Below are 19,816 nucleotides of genomic sequence, written 5' to 3'. Positions count from 1 at the left end.
TTTGGGCGTCAACCTTTCTGGCCCTTGGCTTTTTTGCCAAACAGCTCCAAAATCGCTCTAACCTCGGCGTCACGCGCTTGCAGATGCTTGCGGTGATAGCGCATGATTTCATCTGCTTCTTTCTCATCAATAACCCCATCAGAAAGCGACTCCTGGATAATTTGATCCACATGGCCGCGACGTGCCGCCGTGCGAATGCTTTTGCTGAACAGTTCCACCTGGTCCAGTTCTTCGAACACAGGGATCTCGACCACCAGCAACCCACGGCGCCGGGCAAAATATTCCGTAAGCAGGTTAGTGCCCGAAATATCTTCCATGGCTTCCAGCTCGCTGATCTCGAAGAAGCGGCAACCGTTCTTCTCATACAGGTTGTTGGTGAAGGTGGTGTCCGTCATGCCCAACGCACCGGCCATAGCCGAACGGCCACCAGCTACTGCCTTGCACATGCCCTTCACTACGTCTTTCAAGTTTTGCTCTACCATGTTGTTTTCCTTTTGGTAGTTACTATTTTTCGACTGCTCAACTAACCTTTTTGGATGGCAGCCCATCTTTAGGATTGGGGTAAATGTCGGGCCTCAACTGATGAGGCGTAAAACGCCATCCCCCCAATGAGCAAAGATGAATAACTCGCTCAGAGGGAACCTGCTGGTTGATGATCCAATTCGCTACGGACTGCGGTGATTTGAAGCCAAACTGCCGCGCCACCTCCGAAAGAGATGGTCCCGCAGCCTTAACAGCTTGTTCAGTGATATTGAGGGTTGTCATTTGGGGCTCCTGTAATTGACTCACAGGAATAATGCTACTTTAAGTAGAGTAAATCAACTACTCAAAATAGAAATGACTACTGAGTGTATGAGTTGTAATCTTCTACCTATGGTAGAAAATCAGAAATACAAAGGTTTCTCTGAGCGCTTGTCTTCCTTGATGAAGGGGAAGAACATCGGCGTAACTGAGCTATCCAAAAAGGCTGGCGTGACATATGAAATGGCGCGACGGTACACAATGGGCACGGCAAAGCCGCGTACCGCTGTTATGGATAAGTTAGCCAAGGCTCTTGATAGCACAGCCCCCTATCTGGAGTACGGTGCATCAGAACAAATGCCTGATCAATCATCGAGGAACCAGGTGAGATTGACCCAATTAGAAGTATTCGCTTCAGCTGGAACTGGCTACATCAACAATGAATTTCCAGCAATAGTTAGCTCGATTGAATTTCCAGAGGATAGGGTTTACGAAATCTTTGGTAGAAAGTCCCTTGAAGGCGTACAGCTCATAAACGTTGATGGTGATAGCATGATGCCCACCCTTTGCCCTAAGGATCTGTTGTTCATCGACACCAAGATCGACCATTTTAATGGTGATGGGGTGTACGTTTTTAACTTTGAGGATTCGACTTTTGTTAAGCGATTACAAAAGGTTAAAGGGCGAAAGCTTGCGGTTTTGTCCGATAATGACAAATATCCGCCGTTTTATATTGAGCACAACGAAATGAACGAACTTTATATTTTTGGTAAATTAATCAAACATCTACCACTTAAGTTTAACGATTTCGCTTAGCCTACCTTCACTTCAGAAACCGACTTTTGTCGGTTTTTTTTCGCCTAAAATTCAGCAACATACCTCCATTGCTACTATTCACATTAATTATTTCTACTTTTGGTAGTTGATTTATTCTACTTAAAGTAGCATAGTTTATCCCATCAACAACGAACAGGCAGGACGCCCACGAAGTAGCCGCCCGAGGCATAGAAGGTCGGGATGATTCGCTAAATGGTGGTACTCAGTAAGGAGCTTGGGGATGGATAAGATCGACGCAATTATTGATGGCTTGGCAGCAGAACGCGATAAGCACCTCGCTGATTTGCAGTACCTGGTAATGACCAGCGCAGCATGGGGCATTAAGAAGGTTGATGTGGATGTTATTGCTGCCTCTGGGATGGTTAAGCTGTCTGAAAAATTACTTCGCAGCCAAATCGCATTGCAGGACGCTATGACACAACGTGCCGTTATCCTCTCAGTTCTTGATCCAAGCGTGCAGGGTTACCGGATGCCGGAGAAAAGCGAAACCGCCGAAGCGATCTCGCTACAGCTGAAAGATAAATTTATTTCAGCGTTTGCTCCCGAGCAGCAGAAAGAATCTCCTGTGCTATTTCCAGGGATGAGCGTCGGTTGTCAGGAGAAAGCCGAGCCTTAACTTCATTTTCGATTTCCCAGATAAATTTATTTGGGCTTTCAGCTTGCCGGGCTAGAACGGTGATCAGGGAAATCAGTACAGCTTCAGCGGCAACGTCGTAATTTGCTGAAGGGGTACCCAGGGCAGTTTTAGTTTCAAATGATGACATTAGATTTCCTTCTTGGTTGATTAAGCACCACCAAGATACCACCGCCGCCTGAGGTGGAGAAGTATCCAGGCCCATAACGGCCTGCTCACTCGCCCTTTTCATTAATTTTGGAAGCGGTGGGGGTAGCACTCATGAGTGAGCAGACCGTTGTGGTGAAGCGTTGGAGAGTCGTTTGTATGCGGATTCAAGCGGGAGGCCGTTCGCAGTCGGAAGACTCGACCCCCGTTCGGCAATAGGACGTAGGTACCAGCCACTACGGTGAGCCCAGCACCACAAATCTCCTTGCCGGGGAGTTCAACCGGCATGACAGCTCGGAAGAGACGAGCACACAACGATAAGAGCTCTGCACCGGATATGTGGCAAGCACCTGTGTAACTCCCGCTGGCGGCGTGGTAGTGAGGTCGCAGAGCCGACGTTACGGGAAACGCGGCGCAAGGTGGTCAAAGGCAGTGCTCTTTTCGTTGTGATGTGTACAAGCGTAATGCAGCGCCGGCCGACGCAAAGACCCGAGAATCGGCTGGGCCACAGCAACTGGTGGCCAATACCAAAACTGAGCGGCGGGAAGTAAGCAGGGGTAGCGCCCTGGTGTCACAACTCAATGCTGTGTGTAGCTTTGGCGGTCAGTCGAACTTCTTCTAACAGAGAGGTGACGACAATGTTCATAGGCTGGCCGCCCTTTTTACACATCAGGTGGCGTACTGTCCGGACCCTTAAACCTGGATAGTCTAAGAAAAACCGGAACGGTGCGCCACCTGGTGTGTGGAGATGACCGCGGCGATCGCCGCATCGTATGAGGGTATTTCAATGAGTGAAGACCGCAAAACTAACGTCCCTGATTTTCTCGGGGAACTGGATGCCGGTGTATTTGAAAACAAAATCTCAGCAGCTTTAAACGCTACCGCGCTGGGCGTTCTCAATAATGGTGGAAAGGGGAAAGTCGTTCTTGAATTTGATCTTGACCGCCTCAGTAATTCGGTTGAGGAAAAACGCGTCAGCATTAAGCATAAACTGAAATTTGTCACCCCTACCCCTCGAGGGAAAGTTTCAGAAGAAGATACTACTGAAACGCCTATGTATGTCGGCAAGGGTGGCAAGCTGACTATTCTTCAAGAAGATCAAGGCCAATTATTTACGGTTGCTGGTCACCCTGACGGAAAATTAAAAGTCGCGCAGTAATAAAGCGCATTTATCAATCTAGTATTAATAAGGATTATTTATTATGTCTCAATTAGATGGAACCGCAATTCAGCAAGTTAAAGACTTGGTTATTTCTGGATATCATCTTCGCGATATTGATAGCCTTGCTTGCCCTACTGCAATTCTTCCTGAAGGTGTTGGCATTGAAAGTCTGGAGCGCTTTAAGCTTGAGCGTTTCCGCTTCCGTGGCTGCATGGAAACAACCAGCATTGATGACTTCGTGCGTTACTCAGCTGGCTACGCCAATGCTGATGAGCCTGCCCGCTGTTTTATCGACGCGGATAACATGAGCGCCCGCGCTGTGTTCAACATCGGCACCCTTGAAGCCCCAGGGCACGCAGATAACGCTGCTGAGATCCAACTCAAAAAAACTGCACCATTCCGCGCGCTGCTGGCGATCGATGGCAAGCGCCTTAACCAGAAGCAGATTGCAGAGTGGTTGGAAGACTGGAGCGAGTTCCTTACCGCGTTTAGTGCTGACGGCCAGACTTTGACGATGGCGCAGGCCGCTAGCGCAGTTCGTCGCGTCAGTATTAAACAGATGCAGGAAGCGGATCATGAAGATGGTGATTTCAGCGGTAAAAAATCACTGATGCAAAGTGTTGAGGCTACCAGCAAAGAGGTCATGCCGGTTGCATTTGAATTTAAATGCGTCCCCTATGAAGGTCTGAGTGAGCGCCCGTTCAGCCTTCGCAATAGCCTTCTTAAAAGTGATGAGCCGTGCTTCACCCTTCGCATCGTTCAACTTGAAGCACAGGAAGAAGCTATCGCCAATGAATTCCGCAATCTGCTGATCGGTAAATTCGAAGGTAAACCAGTTGATACCTTTATTGGTAATTTTAAAGCCTGATTTTTAATTAAGTAATGCAGCCTCAAATACCCCAGTAATGGGGTATTTGGTGAAGTGTTGCCTAAACCGTGTGGAGAAGTATATATGTCATGGATTCAAACATTCACCGGGAAGCATTTTAATTATGCCAACCCAAAAGTTGATAGTATCTGCATTGAAGATATTGCGCAGGCTTTATCGCATGAATGCCGCTTTGCCGGTCACCTGCCTGAATTCTATAGCGTGGCACAGCATTGCATTTTAGTCAGCCAGATCGTACCTGCTGAATTCGCACTGGAAGCCTTATTGCATGATGCCCATGAAGCCTATTGCAAAGATATTCCATCACCACTGAAAAAGCTTATTCCAGATTACCGCGGGATTGAAAACAGTATTGATTTCGTGATCCGCCATAAGTTCGGGCTACCTCCGACCCAGAGCGCAGCAGTTAAGCATGCCGATCTGGTCCTGCTGGCGACCGAGCGCCGGGATCTTGATATCGATGACGCCGAGCCATGGCCGATGCTTGCAGGCATCGCACCTTCGGACGTGATCCTGGTATGCCCTGTTAATCCGCTACAGGCCCGTACCATGTTTATGCAGCGGTTCCTGCAGCTCTCCGGCGTAAGGGGGTCCTGATGTTCGGTCTATTCCTCCTCGTCTGCTACACCTACCAGCCTTGCGATTATGTCCCCCAGGGCTGGGTGTACCCGGACCGCTCCAACTGCCTGGCGGATATCCACCAGCAGCAGTTGCCACCCCAGTATGAATGCCTGCCGGTTGATGCCGTAATTCCAGTCGCCAAGCAGGATCAGGGAGAAAGGGAATGAAAGAAGAAAAAGTTCTGGAGCGCTTCAAGCGTGATACCCGTAACCACTCAATGAGCATTGAGAAAGATAACGGCGTTTTCCGCCACTTGCACTTCTCTCATGGCGGTAGCAGTTGTTACCACTTCACGCTGACCACTTGGCCTGGCCATCTGTGTATTGGCGGTGACATGGGTACCTACGTTTTCCGCCGCCTGCATGACATGTTCGATTTCTTCCGCATGGATCACCGCGATTACGAGCGCCACGGTGATGATCCTGCCATCAACGCAGGCTACTGGGCCGAAAAGCTCCAGATGGGTTCCGGTCACTGCCGTGAAGTTTACACCGAATGGTCTTCTACAGCCTTTGAGGCTCGTGCCCAGGAGTTTTACGACGATTGGCTGGATGGTATAGAAGACAGTGACGGCATAACCGACAAAATTAAGGCAGATGTCCTTGCAGATATCAACGAATTGAAACGCGGTTCGTACAGCGAATGGGAGGCTTGCACTGCTTACCAAGAGTTCACCTCTGATTATATCGACCTTAGCGACTTTTGGGAGGACAGCTGCCGAAGGGTTACCAGCGGGTTTATTTGGTGTCTGTTCGCGATTGTCTGGGGCATCCAACAGTATGACCGTCGCAACCTGGTCAACGGTGCTATGGGTAAATTCTTTGTCTATCAACTGGAGGCTGCCCGTGAGTAAAACACTGAGATTTTTCGGCGCCAGTGATGACTTGTTCGAGTGCGAAGGCGCTATCCGTGAAGAGATTGGCTGCTTCAATAGCCTCGGCGTTTACCACCTGCGGTCGAACGAGGGAGAGTTGCTGGTCACTGCATCCTACACCGATGAAGGGTGCTGGGCGATCGGTATAGGGCCAGTAGAAGATGGTGTAACTATCCCGGCTTGGCCTGCTTCGTTCTCTACCGCACATACCTATAGCGCCATGCTGACGCTTGAGGTACCTGATGACACGTATCTAGCACTGGCAGATAGGGATAACGACTGATGAACGTAAAAGAGGCAGGGGATACTTTCACCTGTGATTGTGGTTTCTCATGGCAACGTGGCTGCAGTGGCAAGCATGAATGTGCCGACGGCCTGCGGGCTAAATTAGCTGCCGCAGTACGTCGAGAAGAGGGAATGAAGGCCATCGTTGATGTTATGGGGCTGCGTATTACAGAGCTTGAGCAGCGACTACAGCAGCCAGCACCAACAGTTTCGTTTTATCGTGATGGCATTATGGCCGCTGCAAAATGGGTAGATCAACAGCGCGAGGCTTACGATAACGAGCACGGACGTCACGATCCAGATACAGGTTCGTTTGAGTTTGGAAATTCAGCACAGGAGGAACACTCAAGCACTTTGCAAGACATTGCTGATGGTATTCGTTCTCTGCATCACTACGCTAAGAACACCGCGCCAGCGGTGATCGATGAAAGGTTGGAGTTCGAGACTTTAATTGAAAATGAGTTCGGGAATTTGATAGACCGGAGTCATGTAAAAAACGGCGGTGGGGGCTACTTTGCATGGGATATGCAAGTCGCGTGGCGAGTGTGGCAAGGTCGCGCCAAGCTCCAATCTGTTAGCCAGGGTTACATGTTGAACTCTCCGGTAATTCCGGATGGTTGGAAACTGGTGCCGATTGTTGAGTTGACTGAAAAAATGGTCATACACGGTTTTGAGTCTGAAGCTTTTGAAGCGCTCGCTGATGCAGTGCTGGATAAAAAGGGCTGGCCATACAGCTGCAGAGAAAGCGCTGAATGCGTTACTGGCATATTCAAAGCGATGGTGGAAGTTGCACCGTCCCCTGGAGGCCCAGATGACAGCAACGCCACTGCTACCTGATTCCGCCATTGTTGACGACGTGATTGGCACACTGGCCAGGTATGGTTGGAATGTCGACCGCAGATCACTCAGTCCTGTACTAACGTTGATTATGAACCGGCAGAAGGCCCATGAAGATGTTGCCAGGCTGTGCTGTCGGTATTTGGAAGAACCTGAGCGCCTACTGATCGACATGGCCATTGAAAACCAGCGGGAGAAAAAATCTGATGAATGACTTGATGGTAGATCTGGAAACTATGGGCAATAAGCCCAACGCGCCAATAGTGGCGATCGGTGCCGTGTTCTTTGATCCGGCTACTGGCGAACTGGGACAGCAGTTCTATACCGCAGTGAATCTTGCCAGCGACATGGCGGCCGGTGCCGTTCCGGACGGTGATACCATTAACTGGTGGCTGATGCAGAGCAGTGAGGCCCGGGCGGCGATCACCACCGATGCAGCAGTAACCATTAATGTGGCAATCTGCGCACTCAGTGCTTTCGTTCGCCAGCACGGTGAAGATCCAAAATATCTCAAAGTGTGGGGGAATGGGGCCTCTTTCGATAACGTAATCCTTCGCAGTGCATACGAGCGCTGTGGCTTGCAGCCATGCTGGAACTGGTTCAACGACCTGGACGTTCGTACCATGGTGAACCTCGGCCGGCAGATTGGTTTTGACCCAAAGCGTGATCTACCTTTCGACGGTGATCGACATAGTGCATTGGCTGACGCAATTCACCAGGTACGGTATGTTTCGGCAATCCACCAGCGACTACTTGAACCCCACCAGCAAGCGACCGAACTGTAATTTTTACCTGCCCGTTGCAGCGGGCCTCTATCGTGTGGAGAAAGCCATGAAGATCACTTTGGTGGAATGGGCTGCAGATGAATTCAGCCAGCCTTATAAAAAGGGCACTCTTTGGATGTGGGCCCGCACGGGTCGCATATACCCTCCGGCAGAAAAGATAGGCCGTAATTGGTGGGTTTATCGGGGTGCGAAATATGTGAACCCACATAACCCAAAGGATGTAGCCAAAAAAGCCAAACCCATCAACAAATATAAATTAGCGGAGCGTATTCATGGCCGCCAGACCGAGAAGTAAGAAACACAAAGACCTGCCGCCCAACCTGTACGAAAGTAACGGCAACTATCAGTGGCGTGATCCCCGCGATGGGAAACGCTACGGCCTCGGTCCCGATAAAACTGATGCCATAAACGAGGCTGTAGAAGCTAATCTGCTGATATACAACCTGCAGAACAAAGTGCGCCTGGCGGACAGACTGCAGGGTGCAGATATTCTGACTCTTGGTAACCATCTGGATAACTTCTTGGAGATACTCAAAAAGCGCGAGTTGGCTGATGGCACTCTTCGCCAGCGTGGGCTTCAGATTGGCTATATCAAAGACCAGATCGGTGATTTGTTGCTTTCACGTGTCACGACAAAAGACGTGGCAGGCATGATGGATAGTTATGTGCAGCAGGGAAAAAAGGCAACAGCAGTCAAACTGCGACAGATTTTGAATGACGCGTTCAACGAGGCAATCGCCGCTGGGCACCTCAAAGAGAACCCGGTAACGCCTACGAAAGCCCCCGCAAATAAGGTGTTGAGAAGCCGTCTGACAGTAACTGAGTACAACCAAATATTGGGCGCTACCGGGGATCAGGAACAATGGGTGAAAAATATGTTCGATCTAGCACTTGTAACTGGGCAGCGGCGCGAGGATCTGGCCGAGATGAAATTTAAAGACGTCCGTGATGGTTTCTTGTGGGTGGTGCAGATCAAGACTGGCGCCAGAGTTTCTTTGCCACTGAGCCTTTCAATTCCGGAGGAAGGGTTAGTATTGGAAGAGGTAATTTCAAGATGCCGCACATCTGGTGTCGTAAGCAAATATTTACTTCACACCATTAGGGGCACTAAAAAAGGGTCTGGATTAAAACCCGGCACTCTATCAAAGGGATTCAGCACCGCTAGGGATAAAACTGATTTAAGATGGCCAGGAACCGAACCAAGCCTCCATGAAATACGCAGCCTAGCAGCGCGTCTGTATACAGAACTTTACGGCAAAGAAGTGGCACAGGCTATCATGGGGCACAAAACAGCAGCAATGACAGACCTCTATCGTGATACAAGAGGGGCTGAATGGATCACCGTAAAGGTGGTATAGTATTACCAGAATTTTACTACTATTTTACATCGACACCATAACCTGTTGATTTTAAATCACTAAAATAGGAGTCGAGCTTCGTAACTGGAACCTGCACGATTATGAGTAAACCGATTCAGATGGAACGCGGCGTCAAATACCGCGATGCAGACAAAATGGCGTTGATCCCGGTAAAAACGGTCATCACCGAGCGCCAGGAATTGTTACGCAAACCCGAGTGGATGAAGATCAAGCTCCCTGCCGACTCTACGCGCATTCAAGGCATCAAGGCCGCGATGCGCAAAAATGGCCTGCATTCGGTCTGCGAAGAGGCGTCATGCCCCAACCTGTCTGAGTGCTTTAACCACGGTACCGCCACCTTCATGATCCTGGGGGCTATCTGTACCCGCCGTTGCCCATTCTGCGACGTGGCCCATGGCCGCCCGGTGGCTCCCGATGCCAACGAGCCGGAAAAGCTGGGGCAAACCATTGCCGACATGGCACTGCGCTATGTGGTGATCACCTCGGTTGACCGTGACGATTTACGTGACGGTGGCGCGCAGCACTTTGCCGACTGCATTACCGCCATCAGAGCCAAAAGCCCGAACATCAAGATCGAAACCCTGGTGCCAGACTTCCGTGGCCGTATGGATCGTGCGCTGGAAATCCTTACCGCCACGCCACCAGACGTGTTTAACCACAACCTGGAAAACGTGCCGCGTGTTTATCGCCAGGTACGTCCCGGGGCTAATTACGAGTGGTCATTGAAGTTGCTGGAGCGCTTTAAGGAAGCTCACCCCTCGATCCCGACCAAATCCGGCCTGATGGTGGGTTTGGGTGAAACCAACGCGGAAATCGTGGAAGTGATGCGCGATCTGCGCCGTCATGGCGTAACCATGCTGACGCTGGGGCAGTATCTGCAACCAAGCCGTCACCATCTGCCAGTGCAGCGCTATGTCAGCCCGGCGGAGTTTGACGAAATGAAAGAAGAAGCGATGGCAATGGGCTTTACCCATGCTGCCTGCGGCCCGTTTGTGCGCTCGTCCTATCATGCGGACTTGCAGGCCAAAGGGCTGGAAGTGAAGTAACCGCGGTAATCTTTTGTTACGCTTCACCTGCGATTAACGCCAAAAAACGGATGTCCTTGCGGCATCCGTTTTTTATGGCTCAACAGCAGAAACGTTTAAACGTCTTTCTTTTCGACGCTCTGCTGCGCGGTAGGCGTTTCAGCCGTATTCTGTGCAGGAGGGGTGTCATCGCCCACCGCTTTTTTAAAGCCTTTCAGCGCAGCACCCAGATCCGCGCCCAGAGTACGCAGTTTGCTGGTGCCGAACAGCAAGACGATCAACACCGCAATGACCAGCAGCTTGGTAATACTGATACCTTCCATATTCACCTTCTTTATTCATTTATGGCTGCAGGACGCAGCGCTGGAACAAACTTTGTCTATGGGTATTTAGCGACTTTATTTCGGCTATAACAACAACCAGTTGTAACAAGGTGAGATCTACCCAAGATGTTCTATGCTTAGATTATAGGGCATATTCTTAGCTATTCGCTTTTTTCCGGCTCCAGGCCGGCTGCATAATTCATCACAGGGATACATGGGATGCCAACAGCTCTATCGGCTATTAACACCCGGCGTGCGGGCCTCAACTTCGCCAGGCGTCTCTACCTGCCACGTATTGTCGGCCTGGGGATTGGTTTCTTGTGCGTACTGACGGCGCTCTATCCAGTTCATCAGCCGGTTGGCGTGTGGATCTTGCTGGCAGTGAATGGCTTTATCTGGCCACATGTCGCTTATCAATGGTCTATCCGCAGCGAAGCCCCCTACGCCACCGAGATCCGCAACCTGCTCATCGATGCACTGCTAGGTGGGATGTGGGTTGCCATCATGGGGTTCAATGCGCTCCCCGCCGTGGTGATCCTGTCGATGATGGGGATGAATAATATCGCTTCCGGTGGGCCGTCTCTGTATTTCAAAGGCCTGATAGCGCAAATTATCGGGGCGCTGGTGACCAGTGCGATACTGGGCTTCCCCTTTACGCCACAATCCACACCGCTGCAGGTTTATCTGTGTCTGCCGATGATCTTCATCTACCCAGTCTTCCTGGGTTATGTGACCTACCAAACCGCCAAGCGGCTGGCAGAAAAGCAACAGGAGTTATTGCGCATCAGCACGCGTGATGGCTTGACCGGCGTGTTTAACCGCCGCCATTGGGAACACCTGCTGCACAATGAGTTTGATAGCTGCCGGCGCTATAATCATCCGGCTACGCTGATCCTGATGGATATTGACCATTTCAAAGCCATCAACGACACCTTCGGCCATGGGCTGGGGGATGAGGCGCTGATCGTTCTGGCGGAAGAATTGGTGTTAGGGCTTCGGGCGATGGATATCGTGGGGCGCTACGGCGGTGATGAGTTTGGCGCGGTGTTGCCAAATACCAGTGCCGAACAGGCCAGCCTGGCGCTCCACCGCATTCAGGAGCGCCTGAACGAGGTCGTCTTCCGTGAAGCCCCTGGGTTAAAGCTGAATATCAGCGCCGGGGTCGCCGATTACCAGCCCGAAATGCCCGGCTACCAGGAATGGTTGAAGGCCGCCGATACCGCACTGTATCGGGCAAAAAATAATGGCCGCAACCGGCAGGAACTCGCCGTACATCAATGCTAGCCCACTAGTTTATTAAGTTGATAGCTTAATGACTTGATAAATTGGTTGGAGAAATGGCGTCGAGAAATAGCGTAACAGGTGTGCGGCGTTAACTGCGGTTATTGAAGTGAGTAATTCCTGTCTGGCTGAAGCTACTACAAAACCACAGCGACAAGGTGTAAAATCTGCCCCGCGCGATTGTTTCGCGCCAACAAACGGAGATGACATTCCTCCATAACCGCCTTTCACAGGCTGATGATGTCTACGTAACCTCTCAGAGAGGTGCGTAGGCGCTTGCCTGAACCTTTCTGAGCATCTTCCATCTTTAGATAGGGTTTATCACCATGTGGAGTTCTTTACTGGCTGTATTTATTGGCGGTGGTTTGGGTAGCGTCTTGCGCTGGGCAGTGAGCCTTAAGCTCAACCCTGTACATCCTCATATTCCCTTGGGCACTTTGACCGTAAACCTGGTGGGGGGGTTTATCATCGGGCTGGCCTTGGCGTTGTTTATCCGTATGACACACATTGACCCAGTTTGGAAACTGCTGATCACTACCGGCTTTTGCGGCGGGTTGACTACCTTCTCTACCTTCTCGCTTGAAGTGGTTTATCTGTTGCAGGACGGGCGCGTTGTCTGGGCCATCACCAATATGCTGCTCAACCTGGCGGGTTCGCTGGCGATGACGCTGTTGGCCTTTATGCTGGTCAGAGCGTTCTACGGCCAATGAAAACTCGGGGCTTAATGTTTTCTTAATCTGCCATCGGGATAATCCTCGCTCAGTAACCTGTGCTGAGTGAGGAATTGAATGTTTACCCTGCCAAAAACCACTACTGAATGGATTGTCACCCTGACGTGCGTGCTGATCGTCCTGGCCTTCATCAAGGTTTACCTGTTCTCTTAACCTCCCTGGCCTGAAAAAAAAGCATAAAAAACCCGCTCATGGAGCGGGTTTTAACAATTTTGGCTACTGTAGCTTAGATAGCGATAACGTTAGCAGCAGATGGCCCTTTGGCACCGTTCGTGATTTCAAATTCTACACGCTGGCCTTCAGCAAGAGTTTTGAAACCATTGCTAGCGATGGCAGAGAAGTGAACGAAAACGTCCTTGCTACCATCTTCAGGAGTAATGAAACCGAAACCTTTAGATTCATTAAACCACTTAACGCTACCTTTAATCTTAGACATCAAACTTACCTTTAACGTGAATGTAAGACACAAAATGTGTGTCCAATACAGTACAGCAATTAGACGGGATTTTGTCCACAACACAGATCACATAAAATCGATAAAAAGTGAAAAAGTCGGTTATTTACCCTGTAAATTGATGTCCGCGGTTACCAGAGACGGCCAAGGCAGCCCAATCAGCCAAAAAACCGTTGAGAGACCGATTAAACACCTATGTGGCCCATTGTTGCCCCTGAACCCGCCGTTTTTAGGTTTTCGTCTTGCTGATGAAACACCGTCCCCCCTGTCACTGCAAGGCATTACGCGTTATCATTAGCGCTGTTACGAACGACCTGATGAGAATGACCATGAACGGCAAGATAACGACTTTTTTTGAAGACAAAGGCTTCGGTTTTATCACCGACGAGAACGGGGAAAATCGTTATTTTCACGTGATTAAAGTGCAAAACCCAGAGCTGATTAAGAAAAACGCGCTGGTAACCTTTGAGCCAACCAACAATACCAAAGGGCCATCGGCCTATGCGGTAAAGGTACAAGCACCAAGCAAGTACATCACCATCGCCAACGAGAGAATCAAAATCTCCAGCATCAAGTCCTTCGATACCTTCACCAAAGAAGTGCCGGTCAAGGTGGAGGTCGATAAAGAGAACACCGTGTTGTCCGTTGGGTTGCTGATGAACCGTATCCGTCCGCAAGTCGCCGAAGCGCCACAAACCGCCACGGAAACGCTGCGTATGCTCTCAATCACCACCTTCCAGAACGCGACTCACGTCTTCTCTGAGCATGAAATCGATATCGATGAAACCGTGCAGGCGTTGAAGACCCTATAGCCCCTGAAAACATTGGAAGCTATTTAATAGCACCTGTGTTAGCGTGGGTTTTCACCTGACACAGGTACGCGATATGTCTGAATCCACCAGCGTTAAAGGTTACAATAACCGCACCACTCAAATTGCCTGCCCAAAGTGTGCTTATGTTACCGAACAGCAATGTTCAAAACTGCGTAAACTCAGCACCTTGATTTGCCCTAACTGCGGCACGCAATTCGCACCAAAGCAGGGCTGAAACGCTATTTGAATATGACATGGTTGAGGCTGTTGCCGCTGACCATGTTAAACGATTCGACGCAGTTACGGCCCTGGGACTTGGCACGATAAAGCGCAATGTCGGCCATATTCATCAGCTGTTCCAGTGATTTATCCTCATTCATTGCCAAACTCGCCACACCCACACTAATCGTGATCCGCAATGGCGCCTTGCCGTTGGGGTTCAGTTCGGCGCTTTCTATCCGCCGACGCAAATGTTCCCCTAAGGCCACGGCCTGCGTCCCCAGCGCCCGCGGCAGCATAATGGCAAACTCTTCGCCCCCCAGACGGCCAAATAACTGGTCGTGGCGCAGTTCACGCCGCAAAATATGAGCGAATGCCGCCAGAACGTGGTCACCGATGGCATGACCATGGGTATCATTGATCAGTTTGAAGTGATCGATATCGATTAACAGCAACGACACCGCCTCTTTCGTACGCTGCTTCTGTTCCAGCATTTCCTTGCCTTTGCGCGTTAAAGCACTACGCGCCAGAGTCCCGGTAAGGAAGTCGTGATTCGCACTGTGTTCCAGCCGGCGCAGCAGTTTACGGCTAACGGCAATCGAGCTGGACAAAATCAGCGGCCCCATCACCAGCATGGCGATGCCCAAACGGGCTGACATCAGGCTGTCCATCACCGCCCCTCGCGCTCCCGGCGTTTCATACAGCATCAGATTGGCAGAAATGCTGACAATCTCCGTCACGCCGGTAAGAAACGTCAGCAAGGTGACGGTAAATAAATGATAACGCACGGCGCACCATAACAGTGCAGGGATGGGGAAGGCTATGGCGCCCGGTCCACCGATATACACGCTAAGCGCCAATGAAAGCAACAACGCCAGCAAAGGCAGGCTGGAGCGCAATTGCCAGCCAAATTGCAGGCTCAGCAATTGTTTTAAGCGTGGGGCGGCAAGCACGACCGGCAGGATTAACAGGTTGGTCGAGAACTGTTCGCTAAACCAGGACATCCAGGCAATGATCAGCGTATTGTTGTATTGACTGTCAGTGCGTAACACCGACAGCGTTGCCGACAGCGCGGCCCCAAGCAGACAGGCAGTAAACATATACAAAATTGCCTGGGGCTTGCCCATACGCCGTTGAGACTTGGGCAGCATCGACATCACGGCATAGCCGGTGGCAATCAGCGCCATATTGCAGGCATTTAGCCAAAGTGCCAATGGCCAGTTTTCACCGGTGCTGAGATCGGCAGCGATCATGCCAAGATAGGTACCTATCCACCCCAACATCGTCGCATAGCCAGGCTTACGCAGCATCAAGCCAAGCAAAATAGCATTCACCGGCCAAAACAGGGAGAGTGACCCTAACGGACGGGTGAAAATACCAAACAAGGAAAGCAGGTAAGCCAATAAAAATACATTGACCAGCAGAACCGTCGCTGGCAAACGCTGTCTTTCTGCGCTCATGAAATAACCTGCGAGGCAATAATAACAACACTGACTATAAGCATGCTTTCTTTCCCCAAAAAAGTCACAACGAACCACAACGCCCATTAAAATGGTCAATTAAATCAATCAAAAACCTTATCTTGTCTTATTAGCTTAATTCGCCGCTGAAAATTTAAAATCCTGTTCGCCAGACTCATCCCTTTAACGAAAGCGGTTGTTAACAGCATAGTCTAAATTGTTAACGCTATTGAAATAACAAACTATGAGAAATTATAAGGGTATAAGGTTAAGACTCTTCTTACTTATGGGTTATTTTCCTGCAACGCCAGCAGAAGCGCAATGAGAAAAGCCCGTAAAGCGCTGCGGGCTGGCTGGAGATCGACAACTAAATTGACAGTTACGGCGCAGGCCCACAGGCCAGTACGGGTAGTGATGGTAAAACAGCAAGCTTAAGCAGACCCTAGGGGGAAAAAAGCCCGGCTAGGAACCGGGCATAAAGTAACGAAATGCAGTGTTAGCCCAAACGGGCTAATAACTGGCTTATCATAACCCTCAATTGTGCAGAAAAAGTGGATCACTCTAAGCTCCCCCCCTCTCTTGAACAGCAAGTCACCTCGCTATCTAACCGCTGCCAGCCGGGGTAATACCTTGAGCACACTGGACGCGCAAAAAAAATCCCGCACAAGGCGGGATAAAATCAAAGGGATGGTAATACACTACAGGACTAACACAACATCATCGGGCTGGAATAACCTTACCAGCGCGAGTGTATAGAAATGTCATGCTTGGGTAAGGATGATGTGCCAGATGTAACGCCTGATAGAAGGCACTGACAAACCAGTAGTTTTACTCTGACAGAACATTAATTGTAACCAATGGCAACATGGTTTTTTATGGTGTGTGCAGCATACCAATCGCCGCTTAACGGGTAAATTGCAGACCTTGCATTACAAACCCCTTGGAAACGCCATTGCGTCAAGGTTTATTAATGAGCTATCTCTGCCGTAATAAAAACCAATCTGTAACAACGCTATTTTTCTGTAAGAGCTCTCCCATGTCCTATTTTGCAAGTTAGTGCTATATTTTTTAGGCACACCCCCCCCCTACTTCATGATGAGAAGTATATGAAAAAAAATCGTTTTGGCGTTGCCGCGGCCGCTTTGGCTGCGGGTATGTTGCTGGCGGGATGTACCTCCAAGGTTGCAGAAACTACGCAGTATTCCGGATTCCTGCAGGACTATAGCAAGCTGCAAAAAACAGAAACCGCCAGCGGGCATCAGGTATTGCGCTGGGTAGCTCCCGGTTTTAAAGAGTCTGACTATCGTGGCATCTATATTACCCCGTTGGTCTTCTACCCACCGGCAAAACCCACTGCTCGGGTGAGTCAGCAAACGCTGGATCAGATCAGAGAATACGCCAGCACCTCACTAAGAAACGCCGTTGCACAACGTACAACATTGTTGCCTACCCCATCAGGCTCACGCGTCCTGGTCGCTAAAGTCGCCATTACTGCGGTAACGGCTGAAAACGAAGGGGTGCAATTCTATGAAGTTGTTCCTATTGGAGCCGTCATTGCCACCACCATGGCCGCCAGCGGACACAGAACGCAAGACACCGCGTTATTCATGGAGATCAAACTGATCGATCAAGATACCGGTAAAACGGTCCTGGCCGTAGTACGTAAAGGCTTGGGTAAAACGGTCAATAATGAAAATGCCCCAATCACCTTGGCCGACGTGAAGAAAGCCATTGATGATATGGTGACGGATATTGTGAACTTTCCGAAACTATAATTAGTGCTGCAAAAGAGGGGGAAATAGTTTTCCCCCTCTTTTCCCCAGCTCCCTCTTTCCCATTTAATATGTGAGCACCATCACATTCCCCCGTTATCGATAAACAAGCTGGGACAAATGTCCCGAGCAATATTCTAATATCAGAGCCAGCTTCCAGTTTTACGCCCTTTTTGACATTGCCGTCGGACCGGCGTCCTGTCCTTACCTGCCGAGGAACTTTATAGTTAACGCTATGCAGAACGACAAAAAAAACAGTGAATGGTTGAGCGTTGTCGAGCTGGTTACCGGTGATGCCATACTTTACGACCTGCTGAAATATTGCCCGTTGGCTATTTTACGCCGTTGGCAGTTGCAGCAAGTCAGGCCAGGTACGCTGATATGTCAACAACATGAAATTTGTCATGAATTTCACCTGATAGCGCAGGGTAATGTGGACGTATTTATTCACGCCGACGATGGGCGTAAATATTTACAGGCACGCTACCACGCCGGAGACATGCTGGGTGAGCTCGAGATCTTTGAGCAACGGCCGTATATCTGCTCGGTAGAAGCGACCAGTGAAGTGACGTTACTGACGCTTTCACGCAGCGATTTTTGCCACTGGCTGACGGTCGACAATTACTTCAACCAGAAAATCATTCAGTCGTTCAGCAGCCAGTACTATCAGCTGTCGAAAAAAGCGGGCGAAGACACTCTCTATTCATTGCACCAGCGCGTCTGCCATGCGCTGTGGCAAAGCTACCAACACCAGGGGGCCAAAAATGAAGGAGAAATCACCATTAATAAACAACAGCTCAGCGAACAGTTTGCCGTGGCCCCACGCAGTATCAACCGCATCCTGTTTGAACTGCGCGAGCAGCAAATTATTACGGTCAACGGTGAACGGATTGCAGTAATCGATCCAGTCCGGTTACACCAACAGGCCGAGTTTTAATTTTTGGCCTTAGTGCCAACCAGTATAAAACGCAGGTAAGTTCCATGACTCAACTACAACCGCATATCCGGCTTAGCCGGCAGATGACACACGCCCATTACGCGCTGTTACCGGGCGATCCACAACGCGTCGAACACGTTGCCCGCTTTCTGGATCAGGTGGAGGATTTTGGCCAAAATCGCGAATACCGGGCGCTGCGCGGTTGGTTTCGTGGTGTGGAAGTCCTGGTGATTTCCACCGGCATGGGTGGCCCTTCTACCGCCATCGCCGCCGAAGAGCTACATCAGATCGGCGTCGACTGCCTGGTGCGTATTGGCAGCTGCGGCGCGATGCAAAGTTCAATGAAGCTGGGCGATCTGGTGATTGCCAGCGCGGCAGTGCGCGATGAAGGCACCGGCAATGCCTATATCCCCGCAGCCTACCCGGCCAGTGCCGACTGCGGCCTGGTTTATCTGCTGCGCCAACAGGCACAAAAACTGGGATACAGTACGCACTGTGGCTATGTGCGTAGCCATGACAGTTTCTACACCGACCGCGAACAGGAGATCACCGATTTTTGGTCGGCCAAAGGTATTCTCGCCGCCGATATGGAAACCGCCCCGCTGATGGTCGTTGGCGCACTGCGTAATATGCGCATTGCCTCTATCCTGAACGTGGTGGTGGAACACCAGGGCTGCCTGGAACAGAGCATCAACGACTATCAACAGCAGGAGCATTCCTGCCAACGTGGCGAGGAACGCGAAATTGTGCTCGCGCTCGAAACGCTGTATCAGGATCATCTTGAGAGGACGCAATAATGGATTTTTTCAGCATCAATAACGTCATGGTCAACATTCCTCTGGGGGAAGGTGGCTATGCGCTGTCATGGATCGAAGCCATAGGTACGGTGTTTGGCCTGCTGTGCATCTGGTTTGCCAGCAAAGAGAAGATTATCAACTACCTGTTTGGTTTGATTAACGTCACGCTGTTTGCCGCTATCTTCTTCCAGATCCAGCTGTATGCCAGCTTGCTGTTACAGGTGTTTTTCTTCGCCGCCAACCTGTACGGCTGGTATGCCTGGAGCCGTCAGAACGAAAATAATGAAGCCGCGCTGAAAATCCGCTGGTTGCCACGGCAAAAGGCTCTCACGCTGCTGGTGGTTTGCGTGGTGGCCATCGGCCTGATGTCGCTGTTTATCGATCCGGTATTCGCCGTGCTGACGCGCATTGCCATCGGCATTATGCAGGGAATGGGGCTTTCGGTGGTGATGCCTGAACTGCAACCAGACGCCTTCCCACTGTGGGATTCCACCATGCTGGTGCTGTCGATCGCCGCCATGGTGCTGATGACGCGCAAATACGTCGAGAACTGGCTGCTGTGGGTGCTGATTGACGTGATCAGCGTAGTGATTTACGCCATCCAGGGGGTTTATGCCATGTCGTTGGAGTATATTTTACTGACGGTGATTGCGCTGATGGGGTCGTTTGCCTGGATCAACAGTGCGCGCCAACATGGCTCAAAGCCGTTGCAACAAGAGACAGCACTCAAGGCAATGCCTTGAAAATGGGGGGTATCCCCCCCATGTAACCTGTGTTGTCTGCCATTTCGGTAGGTCTAGCGAAAGGAAATGAA

General features: G+C 50.4%; 27 protein-coding genes and 1 riboswitch. Of the genes, 22 read left to right on the top strand and 5 right to left on the bottom strand.

Going from position 1 to position 19,816, the window contains the following annotated elements; all coding sequences use genetic code 11:
* Nucleotides 1-8 precede the first annotated feature (8 nt).
* Nucleotides 9-482, bottom strand: a complete 474-nt coding sequence (locus KGP26_RS07485; protein ID WP_223665037.1) for a YmfL family putative regulatory protein — start codon at nucleotides 480-482, stop codon at nucleotides 9-11.
* A gap of 37 nt (nucleotides 483-519) precedes the next feature.
* On the bottom strand, nucleotides 520-765 hold the full coding sequence (locus KGP26_RS07480; protein WP_223665036.1) for a YdaS family helix-turn-helix protein: 246 nt from the start codon (nucleotides 763-765) through the stop codon (nucleotides 520-522).
* Between the two features lie 108 nt (nucleotides 766-873).
* Here KGP26_RS07480 and KGP26_RS07475 point away from each other — a divergent pair, with 108 nt between their 5' ends.
* From KGP26_RS07475 to lipA, 14 genes are all read left to right on the top strand, one after another.
* On the top strand, nucleotides 874-1,557 hold the full coding sequence (locus tag KGP26_RS07475) for a S24 family peptidase (RefSeq protein WP_223665035.1): 684 nt from the start codon (nucleotides 874-876) through the stop codon (nucleotides 1,555-1,557).
* A 241-nt stretch (nucleotides 1,558-1,798) separates the two neighbouring features.
* Complete coding sequence (locus KGP26_RS07470; RefSeq protein WP_209526976.1) at nucleotides 1,799-2,194, top strand: hypothetical protein; 396 nt, start codon at nucleotides 1,799-1,801, stop codon at nucleotides 2,192-2,194.
* Between the two features lie 952 nt (nucleotides 2,195-3,146).
* Nucleotides 3,147-3,518 (top strand): hypothetical protein, encoded by a 372-nt coding sequence (locus KGP26_RS07465; RefSeq protein ID WP_223537310.1) that lies wholly within the window; start codon nucleotides 3,147-3,149, stop codon nucleotides 3,516-3,518.
* Nucleotides 3,519-3,561: 43 nt separating this feature from the next.
* The gene (locus tag KGP26_RS07460) at nucleotides 3,562-4,389 is read left to right on the top strand and encodes a YfdQ family protein (protein WP_223665034.1); all 828 of its coding nucleotides are present in this window, start codon (nucleotides 3,562-3,564) and stop codon (nucleotides 4,387-4,389) included.
* 84 nt (nucleotides 4,390-4,473) lie between these two features.
* A complete protein-coding gene (locus KGP26_RS07455; RefSeq protein WP_223665033.1) occupies nucleotides 4,474-5,007 on the top strand; it encodes an HD family hydrolase in 534 nt (177 codons plus the stop codon).
* Nucleotides 5,007-5,198, top strand: a complete 192-nt coding sequence (locus tag KGP26_RS07450) for a DUF1482 family protein (RefSeq protein WP_223665032.1) — start codon at nucleotides 5,007-5,009, stop codon at nucleotides 5,196-5,198. The genes KGP26_RS07455 and KGP26_RS07450 overlap by 1 nt, the downstream gene beginning before the upstream one ends.
* Nucleotides 5,195-5,884, top strand: coding sequence for a hypothetical protein (locus tag KGP26_RS07445; RefSeq protein WP_223665227.1), 690 nt, complete (start codon nucleotides 5,195-5,197; stop codon nucleotides 5,882-5,884). The genes KGP26_RS07450 and KGP26_RS07445 overlap by 4 nt, the downstream gene beginning before the upstream one ends.
* The gene (locus KGP26_RS07440; RefSeq protein ID WP_223665226.1) at nucleotides 5,877-6,188 is read left to right on the top strand and encodes a hypothetical protein; all 312 of its coding nucleotides are present in this window, start codon (nucleotides 5,877-5,879) and stop codon (nucleotides 6,186-6,188) included. The genes KGP26_RS07445 and KGP26_RS07440 overlap by 8 nt, the downstream gene beginning before the upstream one ends.
* The gene (locus KGP26_RS07435) at nucleotides 6,188-7,027 is read left to right on the top strand and encodes a hypothetical protein (RefSeq protein ID WP_223665225.1); all 840 of its coding nucleotides are present in this window, start codon (nucleotides 6,188-6,190) and stop codon (nucleotides 7,025-7,027) included. Before KGP26_RS07440 ends, KGP26_RS07435 begins: the two co-directional genes overlap by 1 nt.
* Entirely contained in the window at nucleotides 7,002-7,241 is a 240-nt protein-coding gene (locus KGP26_RS07430; protein ID WP_223665224.1) for a hypothetical protein, read from the top strand. Before KGP26_RS07435 ends, KGP26_RS07430 begins: the two co-directional genes overlap by 26 nt.
* On the top strand, nucleotides 7,234-7,812 hold the full coding sequence (locus tag KGP26_RS07425) for a 3'-5' exonuclease (RefSeq protein WP_223665223.1): 579 nt from the start codon (nucleotides 7,234-7,236) through the stop codon (nucleotides 7,810-7,812). The genes KGP26_RS07430 and KGP26_RS07425 overlap by 8 nt, the downstream gene beginning before the upstream one ends.
* A gap of 46 nt (nucleotides 7,813-7,858) precedes the next feature.
* On the top strand, nucleotides 7,859-8,107 hold the full coding sequence (locus KGP26_RS07420; RefSeq protein ID WP_197823224.1) for an excisionase: 249 nt from the start codon (nucleotides 7,859-7,861) through the stop codon (nucleotides 8,105-8,107).
* Nucleotides 8,085-9,170, top strand: coding sequence for a tyrosine-type recombinase/integrase (locus KGP26_RS07415; RefSeq protein ID WP_223665222.1), 1,086 nt, complete (start codon nucleotides 8,085-8,087; stop codon nucleotides 9,168-9,170). Before KGP26_RS07420 ends, KGP26_RS07415 begins: the two co-directional genes overlap by 23 nt.
* 101 nt (nucleotides 9,171-9,271) lie before the next feature.
* Nucleotides 9,272-10,237 carry a lipoyl synthase gene (gene lipA, locus KGP26_RS07410; RefSeq protein WP_021805338.1) on the top strand — a complete coding sequence of 322 codons (966 nt, stop codon included), beginning with the start codon at nucleotides 9,272-9,274 and terminating at the stop codon, nucleotides 10,235-10,237.
* Between the two features lie 95 nt (nucleotides 10,238-10,332).
* Here lipA and tatA read toward each other — a convergent pair whose 3' ends face one another.
* A complete protein-coding gene (tatA, locus tag KGP26_RS07405; protein ID WP_021180013.1) occupies nucleotides 10,333-10,539 on the bottom strand; it encodes a Sec-independent protein translocase subunit TatA in 207 nt (68 codons plus the stop codon).
* 219 nt (nucleotides 10,540-10,758) lie between these two features.
* On the opposite strand from tatA, the gene adrA reads away from it, so the two are divergent.
* The gene (adrA, locus tag KGP26_RS07400) at nucleotides 10,759-11,823 is read left to right on the top strand and encodes a diguanylate cyclase AdrA (protein ID WP_021805339.1); all 1,065 of its coding nucleotides are present in this window, start codon (nucleotides 10,759-10,761) and stop codon (nucleotides 11,821-11,823) included.
* 187 nt (nucleotides 11,824-12,010) lie between these two features.
* Nucleotides 12,011-12,074, top strand: a riboswitch (Fluoride riboswitch).
* Between the two features lie 72 nt (nucleotides 12,075-12,146).
* Nucleotides 12,147-12,530: a fluoride efflux transporter CrcB gene (gene crcB / locus KGP26_RS07395; protein WP_021805340.1), complete on the top strand. Its 384-nt coding sequence runs from the start codon at nucleotides 12,147-12,149 to the stop codon at nucleotides 12,528-12,530.
* Nucleotides 12,531-12,777: 247 nt separating this feature from the next.
* Here crcB and cspE read toward each other — a convergent pair whose 3' ends face one another.
* Entirely contained in the window at nucleotides 12,778-12,987 is a 210-nt protein-coding gene (cspE, locus tag KGP26_RS07390; RefSeq protein ID WP_002210315.1) for a transcription antiterminator/RNA stability regulator CspE, read from the bottom strand.
* Nucleotides 12,988-13,334: 347 nt separating this feature from the next.
* Here cspE and KGP26_RS07385 point away from each other — a divergent pair, with 347 nt between their 5' ends.
* Both KGP26_RS07385 and KGP26_RS07380 read left to right on the top strand, forming a co-directional pair.
* Nucleotides 13,335-13,817, top strand: coding sequence for a cold-shock protein (locus KGP26_RS07385; RefSeq protein WP_021180015.1), 483 nt, complete (start codon nucleotides 13,335-13,337; stop codon nucleotides 13,815-13,817).
* A gap of 73 nt (nucleotides 13,818-13,890) precedes the next feature.
* Nucleotides 13,891-14,052, top strand: a complete 162-nt coding sequence (locus KGP26_RS07380) for a YnfU family zinc-binding protein (RefSeq protein WP_021180016.1) — start codon at nucleotides 13,891-13,893, stop codon at nucleotides 14,050-14,052.
* 4 nt (nucleotides 14,053-14,056) lie between these two features.
* Here KGP26_RS07380 and KGP26_RS07375 read toward each other — a convergent pair whose 3' ends face one another.
* The gene (locus KGP26_RS07375; protein ID WP_021805341.1) at nucleotides 14,057-15,496 is read right to left on the bottom strand and encodes a GGDEF domain-containing protein; all 1,440 of its coding nucleotides are present in this window, start codon (nucleotides 15,494-15,496) and stop codon (nucleotides 14,057-14,059) included.
* Nucleotides 15,497-16,602: 1,106 nt separating this feature from the next.
* Here KGP26_RS07375 and KGP26_RS07370 point away from each other — a divergent pair.
* The 4 genes from KGP26_RS07370 to pnuC all read left to right on the top strand — a co-directional run bounded on the left by KGP26_RS07370 (nucleotide 16,603) and on the right by pnuC (nucleotide 19,745).
* Nucleotides 16,603-17,271 (top strand): DUF3313 domain-containing protein, encoded by a 669-nt coding sequence (locus KGP26_RS07370; RefSeq protein WP_021805342.1) that lies wholly within the window; start codon nucleotides 16,603-16,605, stop codon nucleotides 17,269-17,271.
* A gap of 232 nt (nucleotides 17,272-17,503) precedes the next feature.
* Nucleotides 17,504-18,205, top strand: a complete 702-nt coding sequence (locus tag KGP26_RS07365) for a Crp/Fnr family transcriptional regulator (RefSeq protein WP_179248223.1) — start codon at nucleotides 17,504-17,506, stop codon at nucleotides 18,203-18,205.
* 44 nt (nucleotides 18,206-18,249) lie between these two features.
* Nucleotides 18,250-19,002 (top strand): nucleoside phosphorylase, encoded by a 753-nt coding sequence (locus tag KGP26_RS07360; protein WP_021805343.1) that lies wholly within the window; start codon nucleotides 18,250-18,252, stop codon nucleotides 19,000-19,002.
* On the top strand, nucleotides 19,002-19,745 hold the full coding sequence (gene pnuC / locus KGP26_RS07355) for a nicotinamide riboside transporter PnuC (protein ID WP_059200125.1): 744 nt from the start codon (nucleotides 19,002-19,004) through the stop codon (nucleotides 19,743-19,745). The genes KGP26_RS07360 and pnuC overlap by 1 nt, the downstream gene beginning before the upstream one ends.
* Nucleotides 19,746-19,816 lie beyond the last annotated feature (71 nt).

Source organism: Serratia sp. JSRIV002, assembly GCF_019968725.1.
GTDB classification, from domain to species: Bacteria; Pseudomonadota; Gammaproteobacteria; order Enterobacterales; family Enterobacteriaceae; genus Chania; species Chania fonticola_B.
This window is presented reverse-complemented; position numbering and strand designations above follow the sequence as displayed.